22 protein-coding genes are annotated in these 26,388 nt (G+C 65.0%); 17 read left to right on the forward strand and 5 right to left on the reverse strand.

What is annotated here, in order from left to right; genetic code table 11:
- Positions 1 to 53 precede the first annotated feature (53 nt).
- The gene (locus ACOGI4_RS01365; protein WP_419842171.1) at positions 54 to 1,673 is read left to right on the forward strand and encodes an MFS transporter; all 1,620 of its coding nucleotides are present in this window, start codon (positions 54 to 56) and stop codon (positions 1,671 to 1,673) included.
- 14 nt (positions 1,674 to 1,687) lie between these two features.
- On the opposite strand, the gene ACOGI4_RS01370 is transcribed toward ACOGI4_RS01365, so the two are convergent.
- On the reverse strand, positions 1,688 to 5,257 hold the full coding sequence (locus ACOGI4_RS01370) for a carboxyl transferase domain-containing protein (protein ID WP_419842172.1): 3,570 nt from the start codon (positions 5,255 to 5,257) through the stop codon (positions 1,688 to 1,690).
- Positions 5,258 to 5,435: 178 nt separating this feature from the next.
- On the opposite strand from ACOGI4_RS01370, the gene ACOGI4_RS01375 reads away from it, so the two are divergent.
- Positions 5,436 to 6,110, forward strand: coding sequence for a nitroreductase family protein (locus ACOGI4_RS01375; RefSeq protein ID WP_419842173.1), 675 nt, complete (start codon positions 5,436 to 5,438; stop codon positions 6,108 to 6,110).
- A gap of 59 nt (positions 6,111 to 6,169) precedes the next feature.
- On the forward strand, positions 6,170 to 6,892 hold the full coding sequence (locus ACOGI4_RS01380) for a TSUP family transporter (RefSeq protein WP_419842174.1): 723 nt from the start codon (positions 6,170 to 6,172) through the stop codon (positions 6,890 to 6,892).
- A gap of 64 nt (positions 6,893 to 6,956) precedes the next feature.
- Here ACOGI4_RS01380 and ACOGI4_RS01385 read toward each other — a convergent pair whose 3' ends face one another.
- Positions 6,957 to 8,198, reverse strand: coding sequence for a pyridoxal-phosphate-dependent aminotransferase family protein (locus ACOGI4_RS01385; RefSeq protein WP_419842175.1), 1,242 nt, complete (start codon positions 8,196 to 8,198; stop codon positions 6,957 to 6,959).
- Positions 8,199 to 8,445: 247 nt separating this feature from the next.
- On the opposite strand from ACOGI4_RS01385, the gene ACOGI4_RS01390 reads away from it, so the two are divergent.
- The 4 genes from ACOGI4_RS01390 to ACOGI4_RS01405 all read left to right on the forward strand — a co-directional run bounded on the left by ACOGI4_RS01390 (position 8,446) and on the right by ACOGI4_RS01405 (position 12,358).
- Positions 8,446 to 9,666 (forward strand): aspartate aminotransferase family protein, encoded by a 1,221-nt coding sequence (locus ACOGI4_RS01390; RefSeq protein ID WP_419842176.1) that lies wholly within the window; start codon positions 8,446 to 8,448, stop codon positions 9,664 to 9,666.
- 30 nt (positions 9,667 to 9,696) lie between these two features.
- Entirely contained in the window at positions 9,697 to 11,394 is a 1,698-nt protein-coding gene (locus ACOGI4_RS01395; RefSeq protein ID WP_419842177.1) for an N-acyl-D-amino-acid deacylase family protein, read from the forward strand.
- Positions 11,395 to 11,467: 73 nt separating this feature from the next.
- Positions 11,468 to 11,695: an antitoxin gene (locus ACOGI4_RS01400; protein WP_419842178.1), complete on the forward strand. Its 228-nt coding sequence runs from the start codon at positions 11,468 to 11,470 to the stop codon at positions 11,693 to 11,695.
- A gap of 54 nt (positions 11,696 to 11,749) precedes the next feature.
- Positions 11,750 to 12,358: an isochorismatase family protein gene (locus tag ACOGI4_RS01405; protein WP_419842179.1), complete on the forward strand. Its 609-nt coding sequence runs from the start codon at positions 11,750 to 11,752 to the stop codon at positions 12,356 to 12,358.
- 80 nt (positions 12,359 to 12,438) lie between these two features.
- On the opposite strand, the gene ACOGI4_RS01410 is transcribed toward ACOGI4_RS01405, so the two are convergent.
- The 3 genes from ACOGI4_RS01410 to ACOGI4_RS01420 form a co-directional block, all read right to left on the reverse strand.
- Positions 12,439 to 13,068, reverse strand: coding sequence for an RloB family protein (locus tag ACOGI4_RS01410; RefSeq protein ID WP_419842180.1), 630 nt, complete (start codon positions 13,066 to 13,068; stop codon positions 12,439 to 12,441).
- A complete protein-coding gene (locus tag ACOGI4_RS01415; protein ID WP_419842181.1) occupies positions 13,065 to 14,411 on the reverse strand; it encodes an AAA family ATPase in 1,347 nt (448 codons plus the stop codon). Before ACOGI4_RS01415 ends, ACOGI4_RS01410 begins: the two co-directional genes overlap by 4 nt.
- A gap of 127 nt (positions 14,412 to 14,538) precedes the next feature.
- Entirely contained in the window at positions 14,539 to 14,871 is a 333-nt protein-coding gene (locus ACOGI4_RS01420; protein ID WP_419842182.1) for a chorismate mutase, read from the reverse strand.
- 171 nt (positions 14,872 to 15,042) lie between these two features.
- Here ACOGI4_RS01420 and ACOGI4_RS01425 point away from each other — a divergent pair, with 171 nt between their 5' ends.
- The 10 genes from ACOGI4_RS01425 to ACOGI4_RS01470 all read left to right on the forward strand — a co-directional run bounded on the left by ACOGI4_RS01425 (position 15,043) and on the right by ACOGI4_RS01470 (position 26,223).
- Complete coding sequence (locus ACOGI4_RS01425; RefSeq protein ID WP_419842183.1) at positions 15,043 to 16,239, forward strand: thiolase C-terminal domain-containing protein; 1,197 nt, start codon at positions 15,043 to 15,045, stop codon at positions 16,237 to 16,239.
- Positions 16,240 to 16,241: 2 nt separating this feature from the next.
- The gene (locus ACOGI4_RS01430; RefSeq protein ID WP_419842184.1) at positions 16,242 to 16,712 is read left to right on the forward strand and encodes a Zn-ribbon domain-containing OB-fold protein; all 471 of its coding nucleotides are present in this window, start codon (positions 16,242 to 16,244) and stop codon (positions 16,710 to 16,712) included.
- A gap of 216 nt (positions 16,713 to 16,928) precedes the next feature.
- Positions 16,929 to 17,639: a hypothetical protein gene (locus tag ACOGI4_RS01435; RefSeq protein WP_419842185.1), complete on the forward strand. Its 711-nt coding sequence runs from the start codon at positions 16,929 to 16,931 to the stop codon at positions 17,637 to 17,639.
- 70 nt (positions 17,640 to 17,709) lie between these two features.
- Positions 17,710 to 18,156 (forward strand): hypothetical protein, encoded by a 447-nt coding sequence (locus tag ACOGI4_RS01440; RefSeq protein WP_419842186.1) that lies wholly within the window; start codon positions 17,710 to 17,712, stop codon positions 18,154 to 18,156.
- Complete coding sequence (locus tag ACOGI4_RS01445; RefSeq protein WP_419842187.1) at positions 18,149 to 18,613, forward strand: DUF7689 domain-containing protein; 465 nt, start codon at positions 18,149 to 18,151, stop codon at positions 18,611 to 18,613. The genes ACOGI4_RS01440 and ACOGI4_RS01445 overlap by 8 nt, the downstream gene beginning before the upstream one ends.
- Before the next feature lie 24 nt (positions 18,614 to 18,637).
- The gene (locus tag ACOGI4_RS01450; RefSeq protein WP_419842188.1) at positions 18,638 to 20,716 is read left to right on the forward strand and encodes a type I restriction-modification system subunit M; all 2,079 of its coding nucleotides are present in this window, start codon (positions 18,638 to 18,640) and stop codon (positions 20,714 to 20,716) included.
- A complete protein-coding gene (locus ACOGI4_RS01455) occupies positions 20,713 to 20,913 on the forward strand; it encodes a DUF2283 domain-containing protein (protein ID WP_419842189.1) in 201 nt (66 codons plus the stop codon). The genes ACOGI4_RS01450 and ACOGI4_RS01455 overlap by 4 nt, the downstream gene beginning before the upstream one ends.
- Before the next feature lie 216 nt (positions 20,914 to 21,129).
- The gene (locus ACOGI4_RS01460) at positions 21,130 to 22,554 is read left to right on the forward strand and encodes a restriction endonuclease subunit S (RefSeq protein ID WP_419842190.1); all 1,425 of its coding nucleotides are present in this window, start codon (positions 21,130 to 21,132) and stop codon (positions 22,552 to 22,554) included.
- Positions 22,554 to 25,703, forward strand: a complete 3,150-nt coding sequence (locus ACOGI4_RS01465; protein ID WP_419842191.1) for a type I restriction endonuclease subunit R — start codon at positions 22,554 to 22,556, stop codon at positions 25,701 to 25,703. Before ACOGI4_RS01460 ends, ACOGI4_RS01465 begins: the two co-directional genes overlap by 1 nt.
- Before the next feature lie 169 nt (positions 25,704 to 25,872).
- Positions 25,873 to 26,223, forward strand: a complete 351-nt coding sequence (locus tag ACOGI4_RS01470; protein ID WP_419842192.1) for a DUF433 domain-containing protein — start codon at positions 25,873 to 25,875, stop codon at positions 26,221 to 26,223.
- Positions 26,224 to 26,388 lie beyond the last annotated feature (165 nt).

Genomic DNA, 26,388 nt, shown 5'->3' on the forward strand with positions numbered 1-26,388 from the left:
GCGAAGTCTGGCGCACGCGCATCGACGCAACCTGAATGGCAAGCTGTGCGGCAATGAACGTGCCGGCGGCGACCGCTGCTCGCAGCCAGCGGTCGTTGCGCGGCTGGGTGGTGCTGGCCGGGGTCTTCGGGGTGATGCTGATCACCTCCGGCATGGTGTTCTATGCACTGGGCGCTTACTTGGACGCCATGGTGGACGAACAAGGTTTCAGCACTGGACTGGCGGGCGCGGGCGTCAGCGCATTCTTGATCGCATCGGGCATCTGCGGCTACTTCACCGGAGGCTTGGTCAATCGATTCGACGTGCGGTGGGTCATTACCGCGGGCACGCTCGTCAGCTCCGTCGGCATGGCGTTGCTGGCGCAGATCCGCAGCGGCCCCCAGATGTTCGGGGTGATGATCGTGTTCGGCATCGGCTTCGGGCTGTGCGGCTTGGTGCCGACCACCACGGTGGTCACGCGGTGGTTCGAGCGTCGGCGGTCGATCGCGCTGTCGATCGCCTCCACCGGCCTGTCCTTGGGCGGCATCCTGCTGCTGCCACAGATGACTCGGCGCATCGAAGCGGACTCATTGGTGGAGTGGGCACCGAGATTTGCCGTCGTCTACTGCGTCGCGCTGCTGTTGGCGACATGGCTCGGGGTGCGGGCGTGGCCGCACGATGTCGGGCTGGCGCCTGACGGCGAGCGTGTCGCGCTCGACAGCCAAGGCGCAGTCGTCGGCAGAGGCTCGCCGCTCGGTACGCCGTTCGAGCGCGCCGTGCGATCTCGCTTCTTCATCTTCACGGGCATCGGCTTCGTGCTCGTCATGGGCAGCCAGATCGGCGCCATCCAGCACGTCTACAAGCTCGCCGGCGACCGTCTCGGCTGGGAAGGAGCGGGTGCCGGCGCGGTTTCCCTGCTGGCCGGCACCAGCGTCGTGGCCCGCATCAGCGGCGGCATTGCCTCGCTGCGGGTGTCGCTGCGTCGGCTGACGATGTCGCTCATGGTCGTGCAATGCGTCGGGCTGTACGTGCTGGCGACAGCTCAGAGCCAGCTGCGCATCGTGATCGGCGTGGTCATCTTGGGCAGCGCTATGGGCAACCTGCTCATGCTGCATCCACTGATCCTGGCTGACGCCTTCGGCATCAGGGACTACGCGCGCATCTACGGCTTTGGCTCGCTGCTCATGGTGATCGGTGGCGCGGGCGGTCCCGCGCTGGTGGGCATCCTGCGCGACGCGTTCAGCTACCGCTCGGCGTTCTTCACCATCGCGGTCATCGGCGCTGTCGGGCTCGGCGTCTACAGCTTCGGCGGTGCGCCTGCCCGCGACCACCTCAACGCTCCCATGCCAACGGTGCCGGTGCCGCAGCCCCCAACCGCGGTGACTCCAGCTCCCGAACCGTCGGCGGCGAGGCCCGTGCTCGTGTCGCAGCAGACGCGTTCACGCGGCGCGCCGGACATTCGCAGTCGGATTGGTCTGGCCGCACATGAGATCAGCAGCGAGGTCAGCGACAACAGCAGTGTCAACGGCGCGCTCGACGGCTTGCGGGACGCAGACGAACCCGAGACCAGCGAGTCCGTCCAGTCTCGGCATCGTGTCACTCGACGTCGTACCGCTCCGTGGGTCTGGACGGTCGAGTCAGCGCAGGCCGCGCCGCAAACAGCTACACCGACGACAGGGCAGTCGTCCGCGTAGGAACTGCAGACAGCTCAGGGGCGGAACGCGATGGGGCGCGGCGCGAGCTGAGCCGGGCGGCCGGCCACACGGTACGCGCCTTCGATCCACTCACAGATCAGCCGGCGGGTGTCGCGCGGGTCGACCATCTCCTCGATCTCGAATCGATTCAGCGGACCGATAGGACCGCGGGCGGCTTCGATGCGCGCTTCGAGCTCGGCCCGCAGCGCCGCCGGGTCGTCAGCCTCGGACAGCTGCCGCTTGTACGCAGCCTCGATGCCGCCCTCGGGCGGAATGCCGCCCATGTCGGCGGAAGGCCACGCCACACGGGCATGGTGGGCACGCCGCGGCGTGGCGTAGTTGTTGCCGGCCACGCCGAAGCTGCGGCGCATGAGCACCGTGAAGATCGGCACCGTGGCTTGGGCGAAGGCTGTCATCCAGGTCGCGCCCTTGCGGATCGTGCCGGTCATCTCGTGCTCCACCCCAACAGCGAAGCCGGGGTTGTCGCACAGGTTCAGGATCGGCAGGTGGAACAGATCACACAGGTCGATGTGGCGGGTCAGCTTGTCGCAGCCGTCCGCGGTGAGCGCTCCGCCGTTGGGATGTCGGCTGTCGGACGCCAGCACGCCGACCGGCTGGCCGTTCATGCGGGCCAGCCCGACCACCTGGTCGGTCCCCCACAGCGGCCCGATCTCGAAGAACGAGCCGCGGTCGCAGATCAGCTCGATGCCGCGGCGGATGTCGAAGGTGGTGGTGCGCTTGCGGGGAATGAGCGTCGCCAACTCCTCGTCGCGTCGGTCAGGCGGATCGTCGGGATCGGGCGAGCGCACCGGCGGCGTCTCGTAGACCGAGCCCGGCAGGTACGACAGGAACCGCCGAACCATCTCGACCGCTTCCTGCTCGGTCCCGGCCAAGTTGTCCACCGAGCCGTTCGTGCAGTGGATGCGCCAGTCTCCGAGGTCTTCCTTGGAGATGTCGTAGCCCATGGCGTGGCTGACCACGGGTGGCCCTGCCACGAACAGCTGCGAGATGTCGCGGACCATGACGGAGAAGTGCCCAAGCACCGCCTTCGCCGCACCGATGCCGACCACGCTGCCCAGCAGCATGTTGACCACGGGCACTGTGGCAAGCTGGCGTGCGTACTCGGTGCTGCCCAGGTGCGACGGCAGGAACGAGCCGCCGCCGCCGGTCACACGCGGGCGCCCGGCCGTGATGGCGCCGCTGCTCTCCTTGGCGCTGCTCTCGCCTTCAGTGCGCTGCTCGGGCACCATCGAGGCCACGCTGCCGCCACCCGACGATCCGTCCAGCAGCCGGATGGACGGCACGCACATTTCGGTGGACAGCACGTCCAGGTGGAAGCTTTTGGCGCCGATGGCGCCGTCGGCGTGGCCGCCGCGCGACGTGAAGTCGTCTGCGCAGACCACGACGTCCCGACAGTCGATCTTTCCGGTGCCGCCGACGTGGTTGGCCGGAGTGAACGCAGCGATCTCGCCCGCATCGTCGTAGGAGGCGAATCCGGCCAGGCTGCCGATCTCGCGGAAGCTGCCTTCGTCGAGCAGCAGCGCGATGCGCTCACGGCAGTGCAGCTTCCCTCGGCTGCGTTGTCGTACGACGCCGGGCTCATCGGAGTCCGGCCCAAGGCGCTCGTCTGCGAGGCGCCGCAGTGTGCGCACTTCGTCGAGCAGTGGCACCCAGCCGTCCGCACTCGCAGCGGGCGTCTCGGCACCACGTTCGCCATCCGTGCGTTCGCCGGCTGTGCCGGCCCTCAGCACGGCCCACACGTCGCCCGCAGCCAACTGGTCGCCTGGACGCAGCTCCCGCAGCGCCGCCATGATGCCGTCGCACGGCGCCGCGATCTCGGTCTCCATCTTCATGGCCGACACCACCGCAAGCGCTTGGCCTGCGCTGACGGCATCGCCCGCTCGCACCCGCACCTCCACCACACTCGCAGTCAGCGGGCTCACCACAGGCACTTCGCCTGCTGCGAGCTCACGATCTGGCCAGCCCGACTGCCGCGAATCCGCTGCCGCCGCAAAATCCGAGAAACCCACGGCAGTCGGCGCAGCCGGCGAGGCAGCGTCCAGCAGCGCTGCGCGGCGTGAGATCGTGCCGCTTGCCGCACCGTCACCGTCTCCGTGGTTGCTGCCTGGCGCTGCGTCAGACGCCGCCTCTGTCCCAGCGAAATGCTCAGCCAGCAGCGTCGTGCGCGCATCGCCTCTCACTACCGACGAGTGGAGGAGAATCTCGCACAGTCGGCCGATGTTGGTCGGCAGCCGCCCGATGTGGAAGTCGGCGAGCGCGGACAAGGTGCAAGACACCGCAGCGTTGAGCGTGGACCCGCGGCCGACGACCTTGGCCAGCAGCGGGTCGTACTGCGGCGGCGGCGCATACCCCGAATAACCGACCGCGTCGACACGCACGCCTGCTCCCGAGGGCTCTTGGTAAGTGCCGATCACGCCCGGGCCGGTCGCCACCACGCGTGCCTGCACCGCATAGCCGCGAGGCGTCAAGGCGATCTGCTGCCCGGCCGCGTACGCACGTTCCAGTCCCTTGCGTTCGACGTTGTCGGCGACGAGGTCGAGTTCGTTCAAGCTCCAGCCTGCGGCGATCCTGAACTGCGCCTGGACGAGGTCCACCCCGGTCACCTGCTCGGTGACCGTGTGCTCCACTTGGATGCGCGGATTGCACTCAATGAAGAAATGCTCTCCCGACTCCGGCGACAGCAAGAACTCCACCGTGGCCACATTCGTCAGGCCGGCTCGCTCGGCCAGCCGTATGGCGTCGTTGTGCAGCCGGTCTCGCAGCTCCTCGCTCAGTCCCAGCGCTGGCGCGATCTCGATGACCTTCTGATTGCGCCGCTGGACCGAGCAGTCCCGCTCCCACAGATGCGCAACGCCGCCGTGTTCGTCGGCCAGCACCTGGACCTCGATGTGGCGCGGCCGATCGATGAGCCGCTCCATGAACACCGTGCCGTCGCCGAACGCAGCTGCCGCCTCGCTCGTGCATCGCTCGAACGCCTCGGCAAGGTCGTCCATGCGTTCGACGACCCGCATGCCTCGGCCGCCGCCGCCGGCTGCTGCTTTCAGCATCACCGGCAGCCCGATTGCGGCGGCCGCTGCGGACGCAGCCGCTGCGTCGGCGAGCACGTCGGGCGACCCTTCGACCACGGGAATGTCGAGCGAGGCTGCCAGGGCGCGCGCACGTACCTTGTCACCGAAGAGTTCCAGCGTGTCTGGGTGCGGACCGATGAAGGCGAGGCCCGCTTCGTTGCATGCAGTAGCGAAGGCGGGGTTCTCGGCCAAGAAGCCGTAGCCCGGGTGGACGCAGTCGCATCCTTGCTCTTGGGCGATGCGCACGAGCGCGTCAATGTCCAGGTACGCAGCCAACGGATCGCTGTGCGGCAACTGCACGGCCACGTCGGCGTGCGCCAGGTGCAGCGAACGCGCATCGACCGTCGAGTACACCGCCACCGTCTCGATGCCCAGCGTCTCGGCCGCCTTGGCGATACGTATGGCGATCTCGCCGCGGTTGGCGATCAGGACACTGTGGAAGCCCGGGATGAGTTTCCGCACCTCGTCCAGGTTCGCTTGGCTGATGTCGATCACAGCATTCCCCTCAACACGGCTGCCACGCGGCACACGGCTGCCGAACGGTACGACCGCAGCTCGGCGGTTCGTGGCTCAGCGAGCGCGCCGCGTCGCCTCACAGCATTCGCACGCCGGCGATTCTGGCGCGAACTCGGCGCTCGGCGCGGCATCGGCGGGTCGGTGCGAGACTGACGAGATGGATATCTACGATGTCATGCGCACCACGTTCGCCGCTCGCGACTTCACCGACGACGACGTTCCCGACGAGGTGCTGCACCGCATCTTCGACCACGCTCGCTTCGCGGCCAGCGGCGGCAACCGCCAAGGTTGGAAGATCACCGTGGTGCGCGACCCGCAGCGCAAGCAGCGCTTGGGCGAGCTGTGCATCCCGGCGATGCGCGTGGCTGTCGCGCAGAGGCGAGCCGGCGAGGTCTACTGGCAGAGCTACGAGCCGTCGTCGGTCAACCTTGAAGAGGCCATGGCAGACGAGTCGCTGCCGACGATGATCCCGATGTTCACCGCAATGGACAAGGTGCCTGTCGTGCTCGTGGCTACCGTCGACCTGCGCGAAGTGGCGTCGATCGACAAGGAGCAGGACCGCATCGGAGTCGTGAGCGGCGCTTCGATCTACCCGCTGGTGTGGAACATCCTGCTCGGCGCCCGCAACGAGGGCTACGGCGGGGCGCTCACCACGCTGGTGACGGCTTCGGAACCGGCAGTGAAGGACCTGCTGGGTCTCGACGACTATGAGGCGGTGTGCGCGCTGATGCCGCTCGGCAAGCCGACCAAGCAGCTCACCAAGCTCAGTCGCAAGCCGGTGGAGGAGTTCGTGCGCCGCGAACGCGCCGACGGAGCGCCGTTCACGCTCTAGCCGAAGCGTTCGATGAGCTGCGTGGGCGGGCGCCCAGTGAGTAGCGCGAACAGCGCACGATGAGCATCCCCGAGTACCTGCTGGCAGCGCTGCTCATCGCGGCGGGCGCCGGCACGCAGGCGTGCATCGGCATCGGCATGGGACTCATCGCCGGGCCGGTGCTGGTGGTCATCGAGCCCACGTTCGTGCCGGGTCCGATGCTGATGGTCGCCGGCGGCATCAACGTTCGCAACGCCATTGCCGACCGGGCTTCGCTCAACGTCGCTGCGCTTCGGCGTCAGCTGACGGCGGCCCCGCTGGGCCTGGCAGGCGGCGTGACGTTGCTGGCATCATTGAGCAGTCGCTCATTGGCCATTGCGGTCAGCGTGTTCGTGCTGCTCGCCGTCGGGGTCCAAGGCGCCGGCACACGTCCGCCCGAGGGCCGCCTGGCCGACTACGCCGCAGGTGCCGGCACCGCATTCTCGTCGTCGGTAGCCGCTGTGCCCGGTCCCGTGTACGCCGTGTTCGCCAGCCATTGGCCGCCCGCGGCACTGCGAGCAACGCTCGCGACCTACATGCTGGCCGTCGGCACCTCCATCATCGTCACCTTGGCGGTGATCGGCGAGTTCGGTCTGCGTCAGCTGTGGTTCGGCCTCGCCCTGCTGCCGGCGGTCGCGCTCGGACTGCCGCTCGGCCGGTGGCTGCGGCCACGCCTTGCCGGGCCGCTGTTTCGCGTCATCGTGCTGAGCGTCGCCGCGACGAGCGCTACGGCGGTGCTCCTGCGTCAGCTCGTCAACGGCTGAGCCCGACGCGCCGCGGCCGGCCTCCGAGACCGTCGCATCCGAAGCGTGTCAAGACCAAGGCTCGTCAATTCCCAGGATCGTCAGCACCGCCCGAGGGCTTGGCCGCCGGCGTTGTCGACTTGGCGATTGCCAGCGCTGCGGCGGCCACTCCCGAGCCGCCCATTGGTGCTGCAAGCGCCGTGAGGGCAGCTTCGATGGTGCCGAGCGTGCCGAGCAGCATCGGCGGGTTGAGATGGCCCATGTGCCCGATGCGCAATCCCGCGTCGGGATTGCCATGAATGCTGAGCCCGAGGGTGAGGCCGGCTTCGGATTCGCAGGTGGCGCGCAGCTGCTGGGCCGACACCTCGCCGGTGCGAACCATCGTGACCGAGTTCGAACGATGCGCGGGTTCCGCCACGTTCAGCTCCAGCCCGGCCGGCCCCAGCCCAACCGGCACCGACCACGCATCGACCGCTGCATGGATAGCGCCGGCCATCACGCGATGGCGTTCCCAGACGTTGTCCAGCCCTTCCTCGTCGATCATGTCGAGCGCTTCGGCCAGACCCCACAGATGCTGCACCGGCGGCGTGCCGCAGAAGATCCAGTAGTGCGCCTCGGGGTCTGTGCGCCTCGTCCAGTCCCAGTAGGCGGTGCGCAGGTCTGCTCGCTGATGGGCCTCCCACGCCTTGGGGCTCACCCAGACCATGCCGAGACCGGGCGGCACCATCAGCCCCTTCTGGCTTCCCGCGACCGTGACGTCCACACCCCACGCGTCCATCTCGAAGGGCTCGCAGCCCAGCGAGGCCACGCAGTCGGCCATCAGCAACGCGGGATGGTCGGCTTCGTCCATCGCTCGGCGTATCGCGGCGAGGTCGTTGTGGACTGACGAGGCCGTGTCGGTCTGCGCCACGAGCACTGCCGCAAACTCTCGCCCGATGTCGGCTCGGAGTCGTTCGGTGACTGCGTCAGGTTCGATGGCGGCGCGTTCGGGGGCATGCAGGACCTCGAACTTGACGCCGCTCTGGGCTGCCATCTCCGCCCAGCTGGTGGCGAAGTGGCCGACCTCGAGCACCAGAACCTTGTCGCCGCGCGACAGCGTGTTCGTGATGGCCATTTCCCAGGCGCCGTGGCCGTTCGATATGGCGATGTAGGCCCGGTGCTGCGTGCGGGCCAGCGCCGGCAGCCGCTCCAGCAGCGAATAGGTGAGGCCGACCACCTCGCCTTCGTAGATGTTCGGAATCGGGCGGTGAATCGCATTCAGCACTCGGTCGGGGATGACCGACGGGCCGGGGATCATCACCAGCGGACGGCCGTATCGCAGCGACATCGCAGCTCCCTTCGACGACAGCGCATGCGGGCACCTCGCGCACCGCGCCAAGCTGCATCAGCCTACGAACGGTCCAGCGGCGAGTCCGTGGCGAGTCCGTTCCTGGCCCTGCCGCCCAGCGCACAGGTCCTGCCGCACGCGTAAGCTGAGAGTCTGCCTCGGCTGCCGGCCAGGACTCGAGTACAGGTGAGTCAGCAGGCATGCACCGCGCCGGCCGGTTCGGGGTCCACGCATGGGGGTATCCACGATGAGCGGCAACGCACTCATCCATCCGTTCTCGGTCCTGCGCCGCGACGAGAACGAGTTCATCGAGATCGTCTCCGGCGAGGGCGTCATGCTGCGAGACGCCGCCGGGAACTCCTACATCGACGCGCTCGCCAGCTTGTGGCTGTGCCAGATCGGCCACGGCAACCGGACCGTCATCGATGCGATCACCGCCCAGCTCGGCACGCTGGCCACCTACAACACGTTCGAGCCGTTCTCCAACGGACCCGCCGTCGAGGTGGCGGAGATGATCCGCGCACGCTCGCAGCACCCCGACGGCCGGGTGTTCTTGGGCAGCTCGGGCTCCGAGGCGGTCGACACCGTGCTCAAATTCGCCCGGCGAGTCCAGCGGCTGCGCGGTCATCACGAGCGGCAGATCATCGTGCGGCGCACCAGCGGCTACCACGGAGTGAACGTCGGTGGCACCAGCGTGCAGGGGCTCGCGCCGATCCGCGACGGCTGGGGCGATCTGCTGCCGCACGTGGTCGAGATTCCCAATGACGACGTGGAGCCCGCCGCGCAGCTGTTCGCCGAGCACGGAGAGCGCATTGCGGCGGTCATCGCCGAGCCGATCCAAGGCGCAGGCGGCGTGATTCCGCCGCCGCCGGGCTACTTCGAGGGTCTGCGACGGCTGTGCGACGAACACGGTGCGCTGCTCGTGTTCGACGAGGTGATCTGCGGTTTCGGCCGCACCGGCAGCTGGTTCGGCGGCCAGACCTTCGGCGTGGTGCCGGACATGTTCACCTTCGCGAAGGGGGTGACCTCGGGCTACATCCCGCTGTCTGGCGTGGTGGTGTCACGCGAGGTGGCAGACACGCTCGAATCTGACGAGACCAAATTCATGCACGGCTACACCTACTCGGGGCACCCCACGGCCTGCGCAGCGGGCGTGGCCAACATCGGCGTGATCGAGTCCGAAGGGCTGGTGCAGCGCGCCCAGCGCATCGGCGAACAGATGGAAGCCGGCCTGCGGGCGCTCACAGGCGACGGCATGATCGAGAGCTATCGCGGCCTCGCCGGCATCTGGGCCTGCGATCTGGGCCGCGACGCCGCTGACACCCGTGAGGCTCTCCTCAAGCGTGGCGTGATCTCGCGGCCTATCGGCAATGCGCTGGGATTCTGTCCGCCGCTCGTCATCACCGATGCCGAGATCGGCCAGATCTTCGATCGGCTCGACGACGCGCTGCGAGCCACCGCGCCCTGAAGCGCCGGCAAGCATGCAGGAGAGTTCACCATGGGCAACTACGACATCGTCATCAAGGACGGCCTGATCTTCGACGGCACGGGCGCACCACGGGTACGCGGCGATGTCGCCGTCAGCGGCGGCCGAATTGCAGCGGTCGGCCGAGTGGATGCACGCGACGGTGCCAAGGTGATCGACGCGTCGGGCATGCACGTCGCACCGGGCTTCGTCGACCTGCACACCCACTACGACGCCCAAGTCTTCTGGGACCCGTACTGCACGCTGTCGGGCTGGCACGGCATCACCTCGGTGGCCATCGGCAACTGCGGGTTCGGCTTCGCCCCGGTCGATCCCGACATGCGCGAGTACGCCATGCGCTCGATGACCCGCGTGGAGGCCATTCCCTACGAGTCGATGCGCCAGGGCATGCCGTGGGACTGGGTGACGTTCCCGGAGTACCTCGACAGTCTCGAGCGCACCCCCAAGGCGCTGAACATCCTGCCCTACGTGCCGATCGGGCCGATGCTGGTGATGGTGCTCGGCCTCGACGACGCCAAGTCCGGACGTCTTCCCACCGACGGCGAGCACGAGATGCTGGCCAAGCTGGTACACGAGGCGATGGACGCCGGCGGGTGCGGCTGGTCGGCTCAGCGGCTGCCCCCGACCGGTCCGGCTGCGGTGCAGCGCGACTGGGACGGCACTCCGATGCCGACCGACATGATGAACGACGAGACGGCCCGGGTGCTCGCGCGGGTGCTGGCGCAGCGAAACGAGGGCGTCGTGCAGATGACGCTCACGAGCGGCAACGTCGCTCACGACATGGCACACCTCGAAGAGATCGCGTCGATCAGCGGCCGACCGCTGCTGCACAACGTGGTGCAGGCGTTCGAGGACAAGCCGAACATCCACCGGCGTCAGATCGAGTGGCTGGAGCGGTGCCGCGACCAAGGCGTGCCGGTGTACGGGCAGGGCGTGACCAGCGATGCTGGCTTCACATTCACGCTGGAGGACTGGAATCTCTACGACGACTCCGAGGCCTGGATGGAAGCTTGCATGGGCACCAAGGACGAGCGGCTGACGAAGATGGCCGACCCCTCTCGCCGCCAGGCCCTCAAGGACACACTGCCGCGCACAGCCACAGCGGGGATCGAGACCGTGACGATCCTGTCGCCGCGCAGCGAGTCCACCGAGGCGTACCGGGAGATGTCGGTAGGGCAGGCGGCCGAGATCGCCGGCAAGCATCCGGTGGACCTGATGCTGGACGTGGCCGTGACCGACGGGCTCGACACGCTGTTCTTCGTGGCGCCGCCGCAGGGCAGCTCGGACCTGCTGCGCGAGGTGGTGCAGTACCCACACATGCTGTTCGGCGTCTCCGACGGCGGTGCGCACACCAAGTTCCTCACCGCCGGCCGCTACCCCACCGAGACGCTCACCGAACAGGTGCGCGACCGTCAGTGGGTGACCTATGAGGAGGCGCACCGAAGGCTGGCGGCCCTGCCTGCGCAGCTCGCCGGATTCCGAGACCGAGGCTTGATCCGCAAGGGCGGCCCCGCCGATGTGGTGGTGTACGACCCCGAGAACCTCTCGGTCGGTCCCAACGAGGTGACCTATGACCTGCCGGGCGGGGAATGGCGCCGGGTCCAGCGCGCCAGCGGCTACCGCAGTGTGATCGTGAACGGCCAAGAGACCATCTGCGAGGACGCCCAGACGGAGACCTACAGCGGCCAACTGCTCCGCCACGGCGGCTGAGACCGCCACTGCGACGTGGCGGTAGGGGCGCTCTGCCCAACGAGATTGCCCAGCAGCTTGGTACTGTCCGCAGATGGAGCGCGTCAGTGTCCACCTGCCCGACGAGTTCGCGGCGAAGGCTCATGCCGCTGGCCTCGACTTGTCCGGACTCGTGCAAGATGCCATATGGAGCGAACTCGATGCCTGCTCGCTCGACCGCTGGCTCGACGAAGCTGCGGCAGCGGCACCGACGGTCGTAGATGTCGAGACCATTGTTGAAGCGGTCCGAGCGGTCCGGGACGAACTCGAATTCGGTGCATAGGGCGCTAGGTGTCGCCCCTCGTGCTGTGACCTACTCTTGTGCTGGAGAGCGGGAATGACCAACGACCCTAAACCGCGACCGGAGCGTCGGCCTTCCCGCACAGCGCTGCTCGTGGTGGACGTGCAGCCGACGTTCTGCGAAGGCGGGGCGCTGCCCGTGCAAGGCGGCAACGATGTGGCTGCCGCAGTGGCCGGCCTGCTGGCGGGCGCGCACGGCTACGACCTGGTGGTGACCACCCAGGACTGGCACATCGACCCGGGCGCTCACTTCAGCGACGAGCCGGACTTCGTCGACACTTGGCCGCCTCACGGCGTGGCGGGCACGGCGGAAGCCGAACTGCACCCTGCGCTTGCACCGGTGTCCGGGCGTATCGACGCGGGTGTCCGCAAAGGCATGCACGCCGCTGCCTACTCCGGCTTCGAGGGTGTGGACGGCAGCGGCAAGACCCTGCACGACATGCTGTCCGCCGCGGGCGTGACCGACGTCGACGTGGTCGGCCTGGCGTTCGACCACTGCGTGCGCGCCACCGCGGTGGACGCCGCTGCGAACGGCTACGTCACGACCGTGCTCGAGAGTTTCTCTGCGTCGGTCGCACCCGAGACCGAATCCGCCGCGCGTGCTGAACTCGCAAACGCCGGCGTAACCGTCATCGCCTCCCGCTGAGCCGCCCGCGCCGTCGCACGGCCCACATCCCGATCACACCACTCCACAAGCGCGATGACAGCCGCTCCCCCGCTGCATCCTCAGGCCTGTGTAATGCTCTCCACGAGTTGCCAGACATTGCTGCTGGGATTGGATCGAGGCGGTGAACCGTCGCCTTGATGTTTGCGGTCCAACGCCTGTGCTCTGTCCTTCGCTACCTTGAACTTCTCTTCGAGTGACGCAAGTGCATCTCGCCCAAGGTTCTTGTTGCAGCCGAGCAACCCATACACCTCGCGCTGAGCACTTCCGCGCTCAATGTGAGAGTATTGTTCCTTAAGGTGAAGCATGAACCACAGTTCAATACAGGGGTTCGAGCATGCGACACATATTTGGTTCGATTCGGCCAGCCTGATTGCTTCATCAAACTTAGTGTGCGCATCACGGTCGAAGACACACCAATACTCATCCCACTCATCACCACGCCCGCGTTTCTGTTCGCGCAAGTCATCGCGCCTCTGTTGGACGGCACGCTCCACGAGACTCATCGGATCAACACCACGATAATCGTGAATTTGGACAAACACTCGCTCTCGGTGTATTCCGTACCAGTACCGAATATACTCAGGCTCTGTAATCTTGCCTTCAGTGAATGCCAACAGGCGCCGTCGATGCGGCTGGTGTTCGCTAACAGCCTTGCGGCCCTTGCGTTGCCCACGGCGCTGCTGCTTCAAGGTGCTGACGACATAGCTTGCTTGGCCGCTCCCTCGAGCGCGCCCTCCATAAGGATCGGTCGAGCACCATAGTAGCCTTCACGGTATCGTTTGGCAACGGCTTCATTCTTGCGCGGTCCTAAGTCGGACAGCGGATACAGGCGCGAGCTACCGTCATGCAGTTTTTCGGTGAACCAGATCTGATCCCGCCCGAGTAGGCGAGCATCTATGCTGTCGCCCATGAGTGTCAAATCGTGGCTGTTGAACACGAGCTGCGCAAGCCGCGGATTGGTCTCGCGGTTTTGGAAGAAGCGAACGAGAAGTCGCGTCAAATCGGGATGCAAACTGGTGTCCAGTTCATCAACGAGTAACAACGAGCCCTTCGCGAGTGCTTCCAGCACTGGTCCGACCAAGTCGAACCACTCCAATGTTCCACGTGATTCCTGACTTGCTTCTAATTCATACTCACCGGTTGATCCGGTATGCACAAAGTTGATTGTTGCGAGATCATCTAGCAAGAAATTCTCGGCGAATGGCGTCCAACCTGTTTCAGAAAGCTGACTCGCAATCTGCTGCAACATCTCTTGTGCCTGAGGCGCGGGTACCCGCTCACGTACATCGGATATGCCGAGATCGGCGGCCCACAGCATGGTTAGCACTGCGCTCCGATCCCGACTGTTGTCCAACATCCTGCGGCTTACCAGCTGGCGCCAAGGCCGAGAAGCGGTCTCCGCGTAACTGAAATTCTCGAAGAACCACCTGCTCAACATCGACAGTTGAGGATGTCCAGCAGCGGCAGCCGTCGAGAGGTAAAGTGCGTTGGGCCGTAACAGATCACGCGCTGCACGGCTGCGCGCCTTGTCGAGGGCACCGAACTCAATGGTGTCACCATCGCGATGGAACATCAGCGCCGATCGGCCCTTCGGCCTCCGGTATGACCACTCCTCGTGGACCCGCTCGCTGTCGAGCACAAAACCGTAGGTGTGCCACACGCCGCCAAGAATGAAATCGACCTCATAACGAGACGGTCTGCTACCTGAATGATCGTCAAGGCTGAAGGGCGAACGCGGAATCGGGTCACCGAGCCCGCCCTGCCGGAACGAATCCATGACGTGGTGGCTCATGTCCCACATCGCTTCTAGCAGTTTCGTCTTGCCCGAAGCATTCGCGCCGAACACTCCGGCCGCCGGCAACACCTTCATCGGCGAGCCGCCCTCGCGCCACGGGACCTCGTGGACGCAGTCGGGCTCTGCGATGGAGGTCGCTTCGAGGCTGAACTCGAACTCGTCCCGGTACGAATGCACATTCTCAGCCCGAAAGTTCACGAGCGCGGACGGACCTGTGGTCGTAGTTTCGGAACTCACAGCAAGATTATCGCAGGTCGGCGACGAATTGTCTACTGAGACACTTGCTGGTCTGCGGCCACGCAGGGTCAGAGCGCTTCGCGGTGTCGCGCTGCGCGGCAACCGCGCAGCCCATTGGCTGGCGGCTCTAGGCGGGGTCGTCTGCTGGTGGGTGTGCCGGCGCGGCGATGTTCTTGGAGGCGGACTCCGCTATGCGGACGTGGTTGCGGACCACCTCGTCCATCACGAACAGCGCAAACCGCTCGCAGAAGTCCGGGTCCAGCCCCTCCTGCTCGGCGAGCTGCCGCAGCTTGGCGATCTGCTGATCCTGGCGCTCGAGATCGACCGCGGGCACGCCATGCGCTGCCTTGAATACGCCGATCTCGTGCGTGATGCGAAAGCGCCGCGCAAGCACGCTCACCAGTTGCTCGTCCGCTTCGTCGATGCGTCGGCGGTAGGCCGCCAGCTCGTCGTCACCCATCGGCAGTGTTTCTAGCCTGTCACGCACGGGCCTTCACCGGCCAGCCTCCCGCTGCTTGTTGCGCCTCGTCGTGTCTGGCGTCATCGCTCGCCGTCGAAGCCGTGTCGGTCGCACGAAGCGGGCGGGGCAACGCCGACAGCAGCGGACTCGGTCTGACTACGGTTTGCGGCGATGAGCACGCCGGATCCACGACATGACCTGCGCGGCCGCACAGCCATCGCCGGCGTCGGGGAGACCGTCTACTACCGGCGTGGCCAGTCGCCCGACCCGGAGTTCGTCCTGGTCTTGAAGGCGATCCTGGCCGCTTGCGAGGACGCCGGCATCAGCCCTCGCGAGATCGACGGCTTCTGCTCCTACAGCAACGACCGCAACACGCCGGCGCGCCTGGCCAACTCCCTGGGTCTCGCCGAGCTGCGCTATTCGAACATGCAGTGGGGTGGAGGCGGCGGTGGCGCGGCGGCGGTAGTGCAGAACGCCGCAAGCGCCGTGCTGGCGGGCTCGGCAACGGTGGTCGTGGCCTACCGCGGACTCGCACAGGGCCAGTACGGCCGGTTCGGCCAAGGCGGTCGCCGCCAGTCGATCAGCGGCGAGTTCGCCTACACCGTCCCCTACGGCGTGATGAGCCCCGCCCAGATGTACGCGATGCGCACTACCCGTCTCATGCACGAGCACAGCATCGACCGCTCGACGATGCGGGCGGTGGCGCTGGCTGCGTACCACCATGCGCAGAAAAACCCACGAGCGGTGATGCACGGCCGTCCGCTCGACGCAGCCGCGTACGACTCGTCGCGCTGGATCACCGAGCCGTTCAGGCTGTACGACTGCTGTTTGGAGAACGACGGCGCCGCAGCCATGATCGTCACCTCGGCCGAGCGTGCCGCGGACTTGCGGGACACGCCCGTGCTGGTGCTCGCTGCCCAGCAGAGCGGCGGGCATCGCTCCGGGGCGTGGGCGCACAACCCCACCGACTACGCCACCTCCAGCTTCAAGCTCGCAGCACAGCATCTCTACGAGCAGGCAGGCGTCACGCCCGCAGACGTCGATGTGGTCCAGAGCTACGAGAACTTCACCGGCGCCGTGGTGATGAGCCTCATCGAGCACGGCCTGTGTAACTACGAGAACGCCAACGAGGTGCTGACGTTCGAGAACCTGCGGGCCGACGGCGGCTCGCTGCCGTTGAACACCAGCGGCGGCAACCTGGCCGAGTGCTACATGCACGGCCTCGGCATGCAGATCGAAGCGGTCCGCCAGGTGCGCGGAGATTCCACCAACCAGGTGCCGAACGTGAAGGTGTCGCTGTCCAACGCCGGACCGATGGTGGAGATTGCGTCCACCGCCATCTACGGCACGGTCGAGGCGCTGGGTTGAGCATGAGCGGCAGCGTCGGCGGCGGTGTCGGAGGCACGTACCTGCCGAGGGGCCTGCCGCAGCCCGCGCCGATGCGCGACGGCCTGGATCTGCCGTACTGGGAGGGCACCCGAGCGCACGAGCTGCGGGTGCAGCGGTGCGCCGACTGCGGCACGCATCAGTGGGGGCCGGACTGGATGTGCCACGCCTGCCAGTCGTTCCGCATCGAATGGGTGGCCGTCGAGCCCACCGCCCGCATCTACTCATGGCAGCGCGTGCATCATCCGGTGCATCCCGCGCTGGCCGACCACGGCCCTTACGTCGTCGTGCTCGTCGAGCTGCCCCATGCCGACTGCCTGCGCATGGTCGGCAACCTGCTCGGCGACCCGATGCAGGAGGTCGTCATCGGCCACGCTGTGGAAGCAGTGTTCGAGGACCACGACGAAGCCAGCCCGCCCTACACCCTCGTCCACTGGCAATTGCCCGCAAGCTGATCGCTCAGCAAGGCGCGCATACCGATTTGCCGGTTCGCGCAACGTGTGCAAGGATGAGCAAGGATGAGTCAGCCAAGCCGGAGCCTAGCCTCAGCCCGGCAGCTGACACGTCCGCCTGCCAAGACCCGCCGAACCGACCATACGATCAACACAGTTGCGGCCAGTGCCGAATACGCGTCGGCGCGCCCGATACCGGTAAGCACGGAGTGAGGAGACATGGAGCAGTCACCGGAAGCGCCAGAAGCAATACTCCCACTCAGCGTTCCTGAAGACGATCTCGCGGCCTTTGAGCACATACGCGACCTCGGCGATGTCGCCTTTGCCAGCTTGAACGCCGCATTGCACGACGCACATCCAACCAGTCAGCTCACGAACCTTGTGAAGCAGGTCAATTGCAAACTGCCCGCGACAGCACAGACGCATACTCATGCTATTTTGCGGGCCTTGGCGGGGCTTATTGCCTTCGCTGACCAATCGCGCCAACATCTCCATTCATTGGTGCCGCGGCTTGCCGCAAACGACGAGCTGAACGCCGGATCGAATGACAGCCAGACTCTCGCGCAACGCCTCGTGTCGCTGACTGATTCAACTGCACTTCGACTACTTGGCAAATCAGCTGACCTCCGACGGGAACACCAACGCACCCTCGCCGATGCACGCATCATCAGCGACATACGACCCATATTCGCTGACTCGCTGGCCGATGATTCTAGGCCTGAAGCCATGTTCGTTTCCCATACACTCAAGCTCGAATACCAGGACGCTGCGCTTGATGGCGGATACAAGAGCGTGTACATAAGCCTCGACGAATCCGACATGCTATCCCTCCGCGACGCGATCATGCGCGCGCTCAAGAAATCGAAAGAACTTCGCTCAACTATCACAGAAGCCGGGCTAGTCGACATGAGTCAAGATGTCCCTAGCTGAACTCAATCGAGCACCTAACCTGCATTCACATCACGAGGACGCACACTGGCCTCATCACCGATCCGAGCGCTTGTATCAGGACATCTCGGCTAAGCAACATTACTGGCGACAACAGTCGCTAAACCGAGCAGGAAGCGAGCCTAGTCAGTGGGTTACAGGTGCACCGAATACGAGCCTGCCGACGTCGTCACTTGGCGCAGACATCGAATGCGGCACAGATGCCTTCAGTCGTTTGCGCAAGCAATTCCATGAACTCGCCCAGCAGTGGGAGGAGGAGGTCGCGTTGGAGTCGTCTTCATCGGTAATGCTGCAGAGCTACCCGTACTTGCGCATCATTGGGTTGGGTCCGCAAGCGATCCCGTTGATACTTGATCAGATGAAGCAGGGCGGACTCCATTGGGGAGCCGCGATGTCGGCCATCACGGGCGAGGATCCGGCTACAGGCACTGACAACCTGAGAGATGCTACCAAGGCTTGGTTGGACTGGGCCGAACACGAAGGACTGACATTTGCCTAGCAGTGACTCGTACTTTGCAAGCATCGTTCCGGGCCTCGCAGGCCCGGACGCTTTTGAACTCCGCAGCCCGAAAGATGGCGTCTACAATTGCATTGCATTCGCAGCTGGCGATACTACGCGATGGTGGTGGCCAGAGCATCGTTCGGGCTACTATTGGCCCCCGAATGCTCCTATGGTACAAACGATTCCAGCATTCGTCCAGGCCTTCGAGTCAGTTGACTATGTGACCTGTGATAGTGAGCACCGCGATGCCGGTTATGAGAAGATAGCGATTTTCGCAATCGGTGATTTACCGAGACATGCGGCTCGCCAAGAAATCGGAAGCACGAGGTGGCTCAGCAAAATGGGCAGCCTTGAGGACATTGTTCACAATCAACTAGAAGCAGTCAGCGGCGAAAAATATGACGAACCGGTGCAGTTCATGAGACGGCGCATCCGAACGACCGAAGGCGGTTGAGTGAACGCGCGGACGCATGGGGAGATGGTTAACTTCATCTGGGACATCTGCAACCTGCTGCGCGGCCCGTACAAGCGCAACGAGTACCGCAAGGTGATCCTGCCGCTGACAGTGCTTCGCCGATTCGACTGCGTGCTCGCGCCGACCAAGCAGGCCGTGCTCGAGGCAACGATTCAGTACAGCAATGCGAGCGACAGCATCCGGCACGAGATGCTCAAGACCGCTGCGCTGCACAGCTTTTACAACGAGTCTGAACTGGACTTCACGAAACTGCTCAACGACCCGAACAGCGTCGCGCAGAACCTCACCGCCTACATTGCGGGCTACTCGCAGAACGTGCGCGAGATCATGGAACGCTTCGGCTTCGATGCCCACATCGCTCGCATGAACGAAAGGAACCTGCTCTTCCAAGTCCTGCAGCGCTTCGCGAACTTGGACCTGTCGCCCAGTCGCATCGACAGTGCGCAGATGGGCTACGTGTTCGAGGAGCTGATCCGGCTCGGCGCGGAGCAGGCGAACGAAGAGGCGGGCGAGCACTTCACGCCGCGCGAGGTCATCCGGCTGATGGTCGGCCTGCTGCTGACGCCCGAGGAAGACCTCGCCAAGCCTTACGTCGTCAAGACCGTCTACGACCCGGCCTGCGGCTCAGGCGGCATGCTCGCAGAAGCCGAATCGTTTCTGCGCCGCCACAACCAGGACGCCCAACCGCTCCTGTTCGGGCAGGACTGGAACGACGAAGCCTGGGCCGTATGCCGCTCGGACATGCTCATCAAGGGCCACGAGGGCGACAACATTAAGCTCGGCGACTCGTTCACATGCGACGAGTTCACGCCCCACAGCGGCACCCACTCCACCTTCGACTACATGCTCGCCAACCCGCCCTTCGGCGTGGAATGGAAGCAGCAGCGGCAGTTCATCGAGCGCGAGCGCGACACGCAAGGCGACACTGGCCGTTTCGGTGCCGGTCTGCCACGGATTAACGACGGTGCGCTGCTGTTCCTGCAGCACATGCTGCACAAGCGGCAGCCGGTGGCACCCGACGGCACCGGCGGCAGCCGCATCGCCATCGTGTTCAACGGTTCGCCGCTGTTCACCGGCGACGCCGGCAGCGGCGAGAGCAACATCCGGCGCTGGATCATCGAGAACGACTGGCTCGAAGCCGTCGTCGCGCTCCCCGACCAGCTGTTCTACAACACCGGCATATCCACCTACATCTGGGTGCTCACCAACCGCAAGGAGGAGCGACGTCGCGGCAAGGTGCAACTCATCGACGGCAGGCAGTTCTTCGAGAAGATGCGCCGCAGCCTCGGCAACAAGCGCAACGAGATCTCCGATGATCAGCTACGCGAACTCACGCGCATCCACGGCAGCTTCACCGACGGCGAAACGCGGAACCTCACCGACGAGGACCCAGTGACCCACCAGCCGCGGACGCGCCCACGCGTCGTCAGCAAGGTGCTGGCGAACTCCGACTTCGGGTTCCGCAAGGTCACCGTCGAGCGTCCGCTGCGCCTCAATTTTGCGGCTACCGCCGAGCGCATCAGCCGCATCGAAGACGAACGTGTGTTTGTCAACATTGCCACGAGCAAGCGCAAACCCGGCCCTGCACGCGATGCCGAGATCGTCAAGGGCGAACTGCGCCAAGACGAGCTGCGCGACCTGCTCGACGCGCTGGCCGCCAGCACCGACGGCGAAGTCATCACCGATCGCGACGAGTTCCTGCTGCGGTTGCGCCTCGTCGCCGACGGCCATGGGGTGCGGCTCTCCGCTGCGGAGCGCAAGGCGGTGGTTGCTGCGCTGAGCGAGCGCGATCCCACAGCCGAGCCCTGCCAAGGCACGAACGGCCCTGAGCCCGACCCTGAGCTGCGCGACACCGAGACCGTGCCGCTCGACGAGGACATCGAGGAGTACATGGCCCGCGAGGTGCTGCCGCACGTACCGGACGCGTGGGTTGACCACACCAAGACCAAGGTGGGTTACGAGATTCCCTTCAACCGGCTCTTCTACGTTTACGAGCCGCCACGACCGCTCGACGACATCGCAGCCGACCTGCGTACCCTCGAAGCCGAGATCACCAGCCTGCTCGCCGAGGTGACCGCGTGAAGCTCCGCATCGACACGGTCGACGATGCGCTGTACCTGCGCCTTGACGAGTCCGACATCGTCGACTCGCTTGAAGTGGCACCCGGCGTGATCCTGGATTTCGACAGCGCAGAGCAAGTCGTTGGCGTCGAGTTGCTGAACGTGTCGAGCCGCTCGCCTCGACTCAATCTCGATTCCTTTCAGTTCGAGACCTCATAGACAAGACGCAGGCACAATGTCGCATGCGCTGCTAAGCGGGCCGCTAGCTGTGTCACATATGCGGTCGTATGCGTGCAGCATCAAATTGGCAACACCGACGCTGCGAGTTGATCGCCACAAGAGCACGCTACAGCCACCGCGGCCACTGCAAGACATCGCATCCGACCTGCGCACCCTCGAAACCGGGATCACGAACCTGCTCGCCGAGGTTGCCGCATGATTGACGATGGACAGCAGGTGGCCAAAGAACTCGACACGGGACCGATGGCCAATAGCCGCACGAACAAGCCAAGGCCGTCGTATCCGGATTATCGCGACTCCGGCGTGGACTGGCTCGGTGACCTGCCTTCACACTGGAAGTTGAAGCGCCTAAAGGCCACTGCGCAGCGGCGAGACACTAAGGCGGCGTCTGACGCATCAAATCAGCTGCCTTACATCGGATTAGAGCATATTGAATCAAAAGCAGGAAATCTGCTCAGAATGCCGCAACTTTGGGAAGAAAAGACCGGTCAGGTAAGCCGATTCATCCATGGAGATGTGCTCTTTGGAAAACTGCGCCCCTACTTGGCGAAGGCATTCTGTGCAGAATTCGATGGCATTTGCACAACTGAACTGCTCGTTCTTGAACCTACGCACTACCAGCGGCGGTACCTGCTGTATCTGCTCTTGTCAGATGGCTTCATTTCGCAAGCCGACCAATCAACCTATGGCGCTCGAATGCCGAGAACCGACTGGGAGTTCATCGGCAACCTTTACCTTCCTGTACCGTCCACTAATGAACAAACAGTCATCGGTGCGTACTTGGATCGGGAGACGGAGCGGATTGATGCGTTGGTTGCGAAGCAGCGCGAGTTGATCGAACGGCTCGACGAGTACAGCTCGGCCCTCATCACTCGTGCCGTCACCAAGGGCCTGCCACCGAACACCGCCAAAGCCGCAGGTCTCGACCCCGAACCGCCAATGAAGCCATCTGGCGTGGATTGGTTGGGCACAATTCCGAACAAGTGGGGACTTCAACGGCTTGGTTTCGCCCTTGCCGATTCGACTGCGGGCGGCACTCCCAGCACCGACCGTGAAGACTACTGGGCCGAGACTGATGAATGTGGAATACCGTGGGTGGCTATTGCTGATATGTCAAATGGCAGAACTGTAGAACGCACGTCGAAGGCAGTCACTGAACTCGGCATCAGCGATACACGTCTCAAGATACTTCCCCGTCAAACGATCATCTACTCGATGTATGCATCGATCGGAGTTGTAGCGATCCTAGGCTTAGCGGCTGTCACTAACCAAGCAATTCTCGGACTGCAGCCTCGCGACCATATTGCAAAGCCATGGTTATACTGGTGGCTTCAAGCACTTCGTGGTCCAGTAGCATCACTGACTCGTGACAACACGCAGGCCAACCTCAACGCAGATACGGTACACAGACTTCCGATTCTGATTCCAGCAATAGATGAACAGTTGGCTATTGCCGCGTACCTAGACCGGGAAACAGCGCGGCTCGATGAGTTGCGGGGCAAGGCTGAGCAGCTGATCGAACGCCTGAGGGAGTATCGCACCGCGCTGATCTCGGCAGCTGTGACGGGCAAGATCGATGTTCGCGACGCCGTGGATGCCTTAGCGGAGGTGAGGGACTGATGTCGGAGCAGACCGGTGAAACGGCATTCGAGGCCACGGTCGTCTCAATGCTCACCGAGGTGGGTTGGGTCGAGGGCGATCGTGCAGAGTGGGAGGTGGATCAGGCACTGTTCCCTGCCCGAGTCGTCGAGTTTCTGCAATCCACACAGCCGGAACTCTGGCAGGCGGTCGAGGCGCTGCACGGCACAGAGCTTCCGCGGCAGATTGTCTCAGCACTGGAGCGTGAACTCGATACCAAGAACGCGCTCGACGTCTTGCGGCACGGTTTCAAGTTCTACGGCAAGAGGTTCCGCATGGCGTGGTTCAAGCCTGCGCACGGCCTCAACCCACACGCGGTGGAACAGTTCGCCGGCAACCAGCTCACGGTGACCCGCCAGGTGCGCTGCCACCCCGGAAAGAACGACACCGTCGACTTGGTGTTCGCGCTGAACGGCATCCCCGTTGCCACCTGTGAACTCAAGAACCCGTCGACCGGCCAGAGCTGGCGTCACGCAGTCAAGCAGTACCGCACGGACCGCGACCCGAAGGCGCCACTGTTCCGGTCCGGCAAGCGGGCGCTGGTGCATTTCGCTGCCGACGCCGACGAAGTCCGCATGACGACACAGCTCGACAAGGCTGCAACTCGGTTCCTGCCGTTCAACCGCGGCAGCGCTCCGGGCGAGAAAGGTTGTGGTGCCGGCAACCCGCAGCCCCGGCCAGGCTGCTACCGGACCGACTACCTCTGGCAAGAGGTGTTTGAGCGGGAGCGCTTCCTGCGCATCATCGGTTCGTACATGTTCCTCGAGCAAGACGGCACGTCGGCCGCCTCTCAGAAACCGGTCCACAGAGGCCGCGGCGGAACACTCGTGTTCCCGAGGTATCACCAGCTCACAGCCGTCGACAAGCTGGTGGAGGCCGCACGCCGTGAGGGCCCTGGGCACAGCTATCTCGTCCAGCACTCTGCAGGCAGCGGCAAGACCAATTCGATCTCATGGCTGGCACACCAGCTGTCCTGCTTGCACGACGCAGACGACAACAAAGTGTTCGACTGCGTTCTGGTCATCACCGACCGACGCGTGCTCGACGCGCAGCTGCAACAGGCGATATACCAGATCGACCACACCCACGGCGTCGTGCAAGCCATCGACCAAGACTCGCAGCAGCTCGCCCGAGCGCTGGTGGACGGCACGAAGATCGTGATCACCACCCTGCAGAAGTTCCCGTTCGTGATGAGGCAGCTGCTCCAGCTCTCCGGCACGGCGCCAGGCGAAGGCCCGAGCCCCGACGAGCAGGCACAGGCCGACGAACTGGCCCGCAGGCTCGCTGAGCGCAACTACGCCGTGATCGTCGACGAGGCCCACTCCAGCCAGACCGGCGAGAGCGCCCACGACATGAAGGCGCTGCTCGGCGCGGCGTGCGCTGCAAGCGGCGGGTCGGCAAGCGGCGGATCAACGGAGGACGGGGGGACTGAGAACGCCGAGGCCGAGGACTGGGAGGACGGCCTCAACGCCGTCGTCGCGGCACGCGGCCGCCAGCCCAACCTGAGCTTCTTCGCCTTCACCGCTACGCCGAAGGGCAAGACCATCGAGCTGTTCGGGCGCCCGGCCGGGGCCGACGCCAAGCCGGCGCCGTTCCACACCTACAGCATGCGCCAGGCCATCGAAGAGGGGTTCATCCTCGACGTGCTGGCGAACTACACCGACTACGACACCTTCTACCGCCTGGCCAAGGGCGCCGAGGACGACCCGGAGTTCCCGCGGCGCGAAGCGGCGAAGAAGCTGGCGAAGTTCGCACACCTGCACCCCCACCGGCTGGAGCAGCAGACGGAGGTCATCATCGAGCACTTCCGCGAGCACGTGCGGCCGTGCATGGGCGGCAAGGGGAAGGCAATGGTCGTTGCGTCGTCGCGGCTACACGCAGTCCGCTACATGGAGACCTTCAACAAGTACCTCCACGAGCAGGGCAGCAGCGACGTCCGGGCGCTCGTGGCTTTCAGCGGCACTGTCACGCTGCCGGACAACGGCATCGAATGCACCGAGCCGAAGATGAACCTCGACTGGCGCACCGACAAGCCGATCAGCGAGGCAGCCCTGCCCGGGCGCTTCGCCTCCGACGACTACCAGATCCTCATCGTGGCCGAGAAGTACCAGACCGGCTTCGATCAGCCGCTGCTGGCGGCCATGTACGTCGACAAGCCCCTCAGCGGGGTGCATGCGGTGCAGACGCTGTCGCGGCTCAACCGGGTGGCACGGGGCAAGCCGCCGCCGTTCGTGCTCGACTTCCAGAACAGCCCCGCCGACATCGCTGCGGCGTTCGCCCCGTACTACGAGGTGCCCGAGCTGCGCAACTGCTCGGACCCGTACCAGCTGGACCGCCTGCAGCACGAGCTCGACGGCATGGGGGTGTACTTCGAGCGTGAGGTCGACGAGTTCGCGCAGGTCTTCTATCTGCCGCGGGCCAAGCAGCGCAAGAGCGACCACGGCCGGATCGAGGCTTCGCTGGCACCAGCGGCCGGTCGGTTCGCCGCCCTCGACGAGGAGTCGCAGGTCGCCTTCCGGGATCGGCTGAACGCCTACGTGCGGCTGTACGCGTTTCTGAGCCAGATCATCCCGTACGCCGACTGCGACCTCGAACGGCTCTATGCCTTCGGGCGGCTGCTGCTGCCGCGCCTGCACATCGGCGGCACCTCTGCGCCGATACGCCTCGACAGCGACGTGGACCTCGAGTACTACCGGCTCGAGCGAGTGTCGTCCGGGGCGATCAGCCTGGGCGACGACGGCGCCGATGCGACGGTCGCCAGCCCTACAGCGGTCGGCACCGGCACGGCCGAGGACGCGGCAGCCCCGCTCTCAGAGATCATCGAGGCGCTGAACGACCGATTCGGCACCGACTTCACCGAGAGCGACCGGCTGTTCCTGCTCTCGGTCCACGAGGACGGGCTCCGGGAGGAGGACATCCGGGAGACGGCACGCGCCAACGGCTTCGACAAGTTCCGGCTGGGCACGTCAGACCGCGTCAAGCAGCTGCTGGTCAAACGCGTAGCCGAGAACGAGGCCCTCGTGGACCGGAGCCTCAGCGACCGGGAGTTCGGCGAGTTCGTCATCGGCGGCATCCTGCGCAGCATCTTCGCCGCCGCCCAGCCGCCCGTCGAGCCCGCACCGCCCCGCTAGCTGGCGGAGCTGCCGGGAGTCTCGTCTCGCGCTGGCACGCTGGCCGTTCTTGTGCGGGCCGCTCTTGCGCGCAGCCGGGGTGTGGAGACAGCACATCGCTGACGGCGCAAGACATCTCGCCGCGACACTGGGTACCGAACGGCCATTTGCGCACGAGAGCCTTGCGACCGTGGGTTCCGGCTTCTTTGCGGAACTCGACGGCGATTGGATCGACGCAGGCCTCGCCGGTCAGCAGGCCTTCTCCCACATGATCGAGCCGCTGCTGCGGCCGATCACGTTCAACGACGAACAGATGGCAGCAATCTGGCGGCCTGCCAGCGGTGTGTGGATCAACCCGAACATCCAGACAGGGACACCCTGTGTCGACGGTCGCCGAGTGCCGACTCCCATGGTCGCAGAACTCGTGGAAGCTGGCGGCGATGACGAGACGAGCATCATCAAGGAAATAGGCAACGACTACCTGCTCTCGGAGACACAGGTCCGACAGGCCCTCGACTACGAGCTGACACTCGCCGCCTGAGCCAACCAGACTTGGATTGATCATTGTCGCCGTCAGCTCAGCTGAACGGAACTGGTTTTACTCATCTTCAAGAACATCGATAACTGGTCAGGACAGTGGATATCCGACTACAAGCTGATACTCCTGAGAGCCACACGAACGCTTACTGAAGAACTCGAATCACAG

The sequence above is a fragment of the Candidatus Poriferisodalis sp. genome (assembly GCF_965205175.1).
GTDB lineage: Bacteria > Actinomycetota > Acidimicrobiia > Acidimicrobiales > Poriferisodalaceae > Poriferisodalis.

Excerpts from the sequence above, each read along its gene's own strand:
- ACOGI4_RS01365 (WP_419842171.1), top strand. The coding sequence starts at position 54 with ATGAACGTGCCGGCGGCGACCGCTGCTCGCAGCCAGCGGTCGTTGCGC.
- ACOGI4_RS01375 (WP_419842173.1), top strand. The coding sequence starts at position 5,436 with ATGGATATCTACGATGTCATGCGCACCACGTTCGCCGCTCGCGACTTC.
- ACOGI4_RS01380 (WP_419842174.1), top strand. The coding sequence starts at position 6,170 with ATGAGCATCCCCGAGTACCTGCTGGCAGCGCTGCTCATCGCGGCGGGC.
- ACOGI4_RS01385 (WP_419842175.1), bottom strand. The coding sequence starts at position 8,198 with ATGTCGCTGCGATACGGCCGTCCGCTGGTGATGATCCCCGGCCCGTCG.
- ACOGI4_RS01390 (WP_419842176.1), top strand. The coding sequence starts at position 8,446 with ATGAGCGGCAACGCACTCATCCATCCGTTCTCGGTCCTGCGCCGCGAC.
- ACOGI4_RS01395 (WP_419842177.1), top strand. The coding sequence starts at position 9,697 with ATGGGCAACTACGACATCGTCATCAAGGACGGCCTGATCTTCGACGGC.
- ACOGI4_RS01400 (WP_419842178.1), top strand. The coding sequence starts at position 11,468 with ATGGAGCGCGTCAGTGTCCACCTGCCCGACGAGTTCGCGGCGAAGGCT.
- ACOGI4_RS01405 (WP_419842179.1), top strand. The coding sequence starts at position 11,750 with ATGACCAACGACCCTAAACCGCGACCGGAGCGTCGGCCTTCCCGCACA.
- ACOGI4_RS01420 (WP_419842182.1), bottom strand. The coding sequence starts at position 14,871 with ATGGGTGACGACGAGCTGGCGGCCTACCGCCGACGCATCGACGAAGCG.
- ACOGI4_RS01425 (WP_419842183.1), top strand. The coding sequence starts at position 15,043 with ATGAGCACGCCGGATCCACGACATGACCTGCGCGGCCGCACAGCCATC.
- ACOGI4_RS01430 (WP_419842184.1), top strand. The coding sequence starts at position 16,242 with ATGAGCGGCAGCGTCGGCGGCGGTGTCGGAGGCACGTACCTGCCGAGG.
- ACOGI4_RS01435 (WP_419842185.1), top strand. The coding sequence starts at position 16,929 with ATGGAGCAGTCACCGGAAGCGCCAGAAGCAATACTCCCACTCAGCGTT.
- ACOGI4_RS01450 (WP_419842188.1), top strand. The coding sequence starts at position 18,638 with ATGGTTAACTTCATCTGGGACATCTGCAACCTGCTGCGCGGCCCGTAC.
- ACOGI4_RS01460 (WP_419842190.1), top strand. The coding sequence starts at position 21,130 with ATGATTGACGATGGACAGCAGGTGGCCAAAGAACTCGACACGGGACCG.
- ACOGI4_RS01465 (WP_419842191.1), top strand. The coding sequence starts at position 22,554 with ATGTCGGAGCAGACCGGTGAAACGGCATTCGAGGCCACGGTCGTCTCA.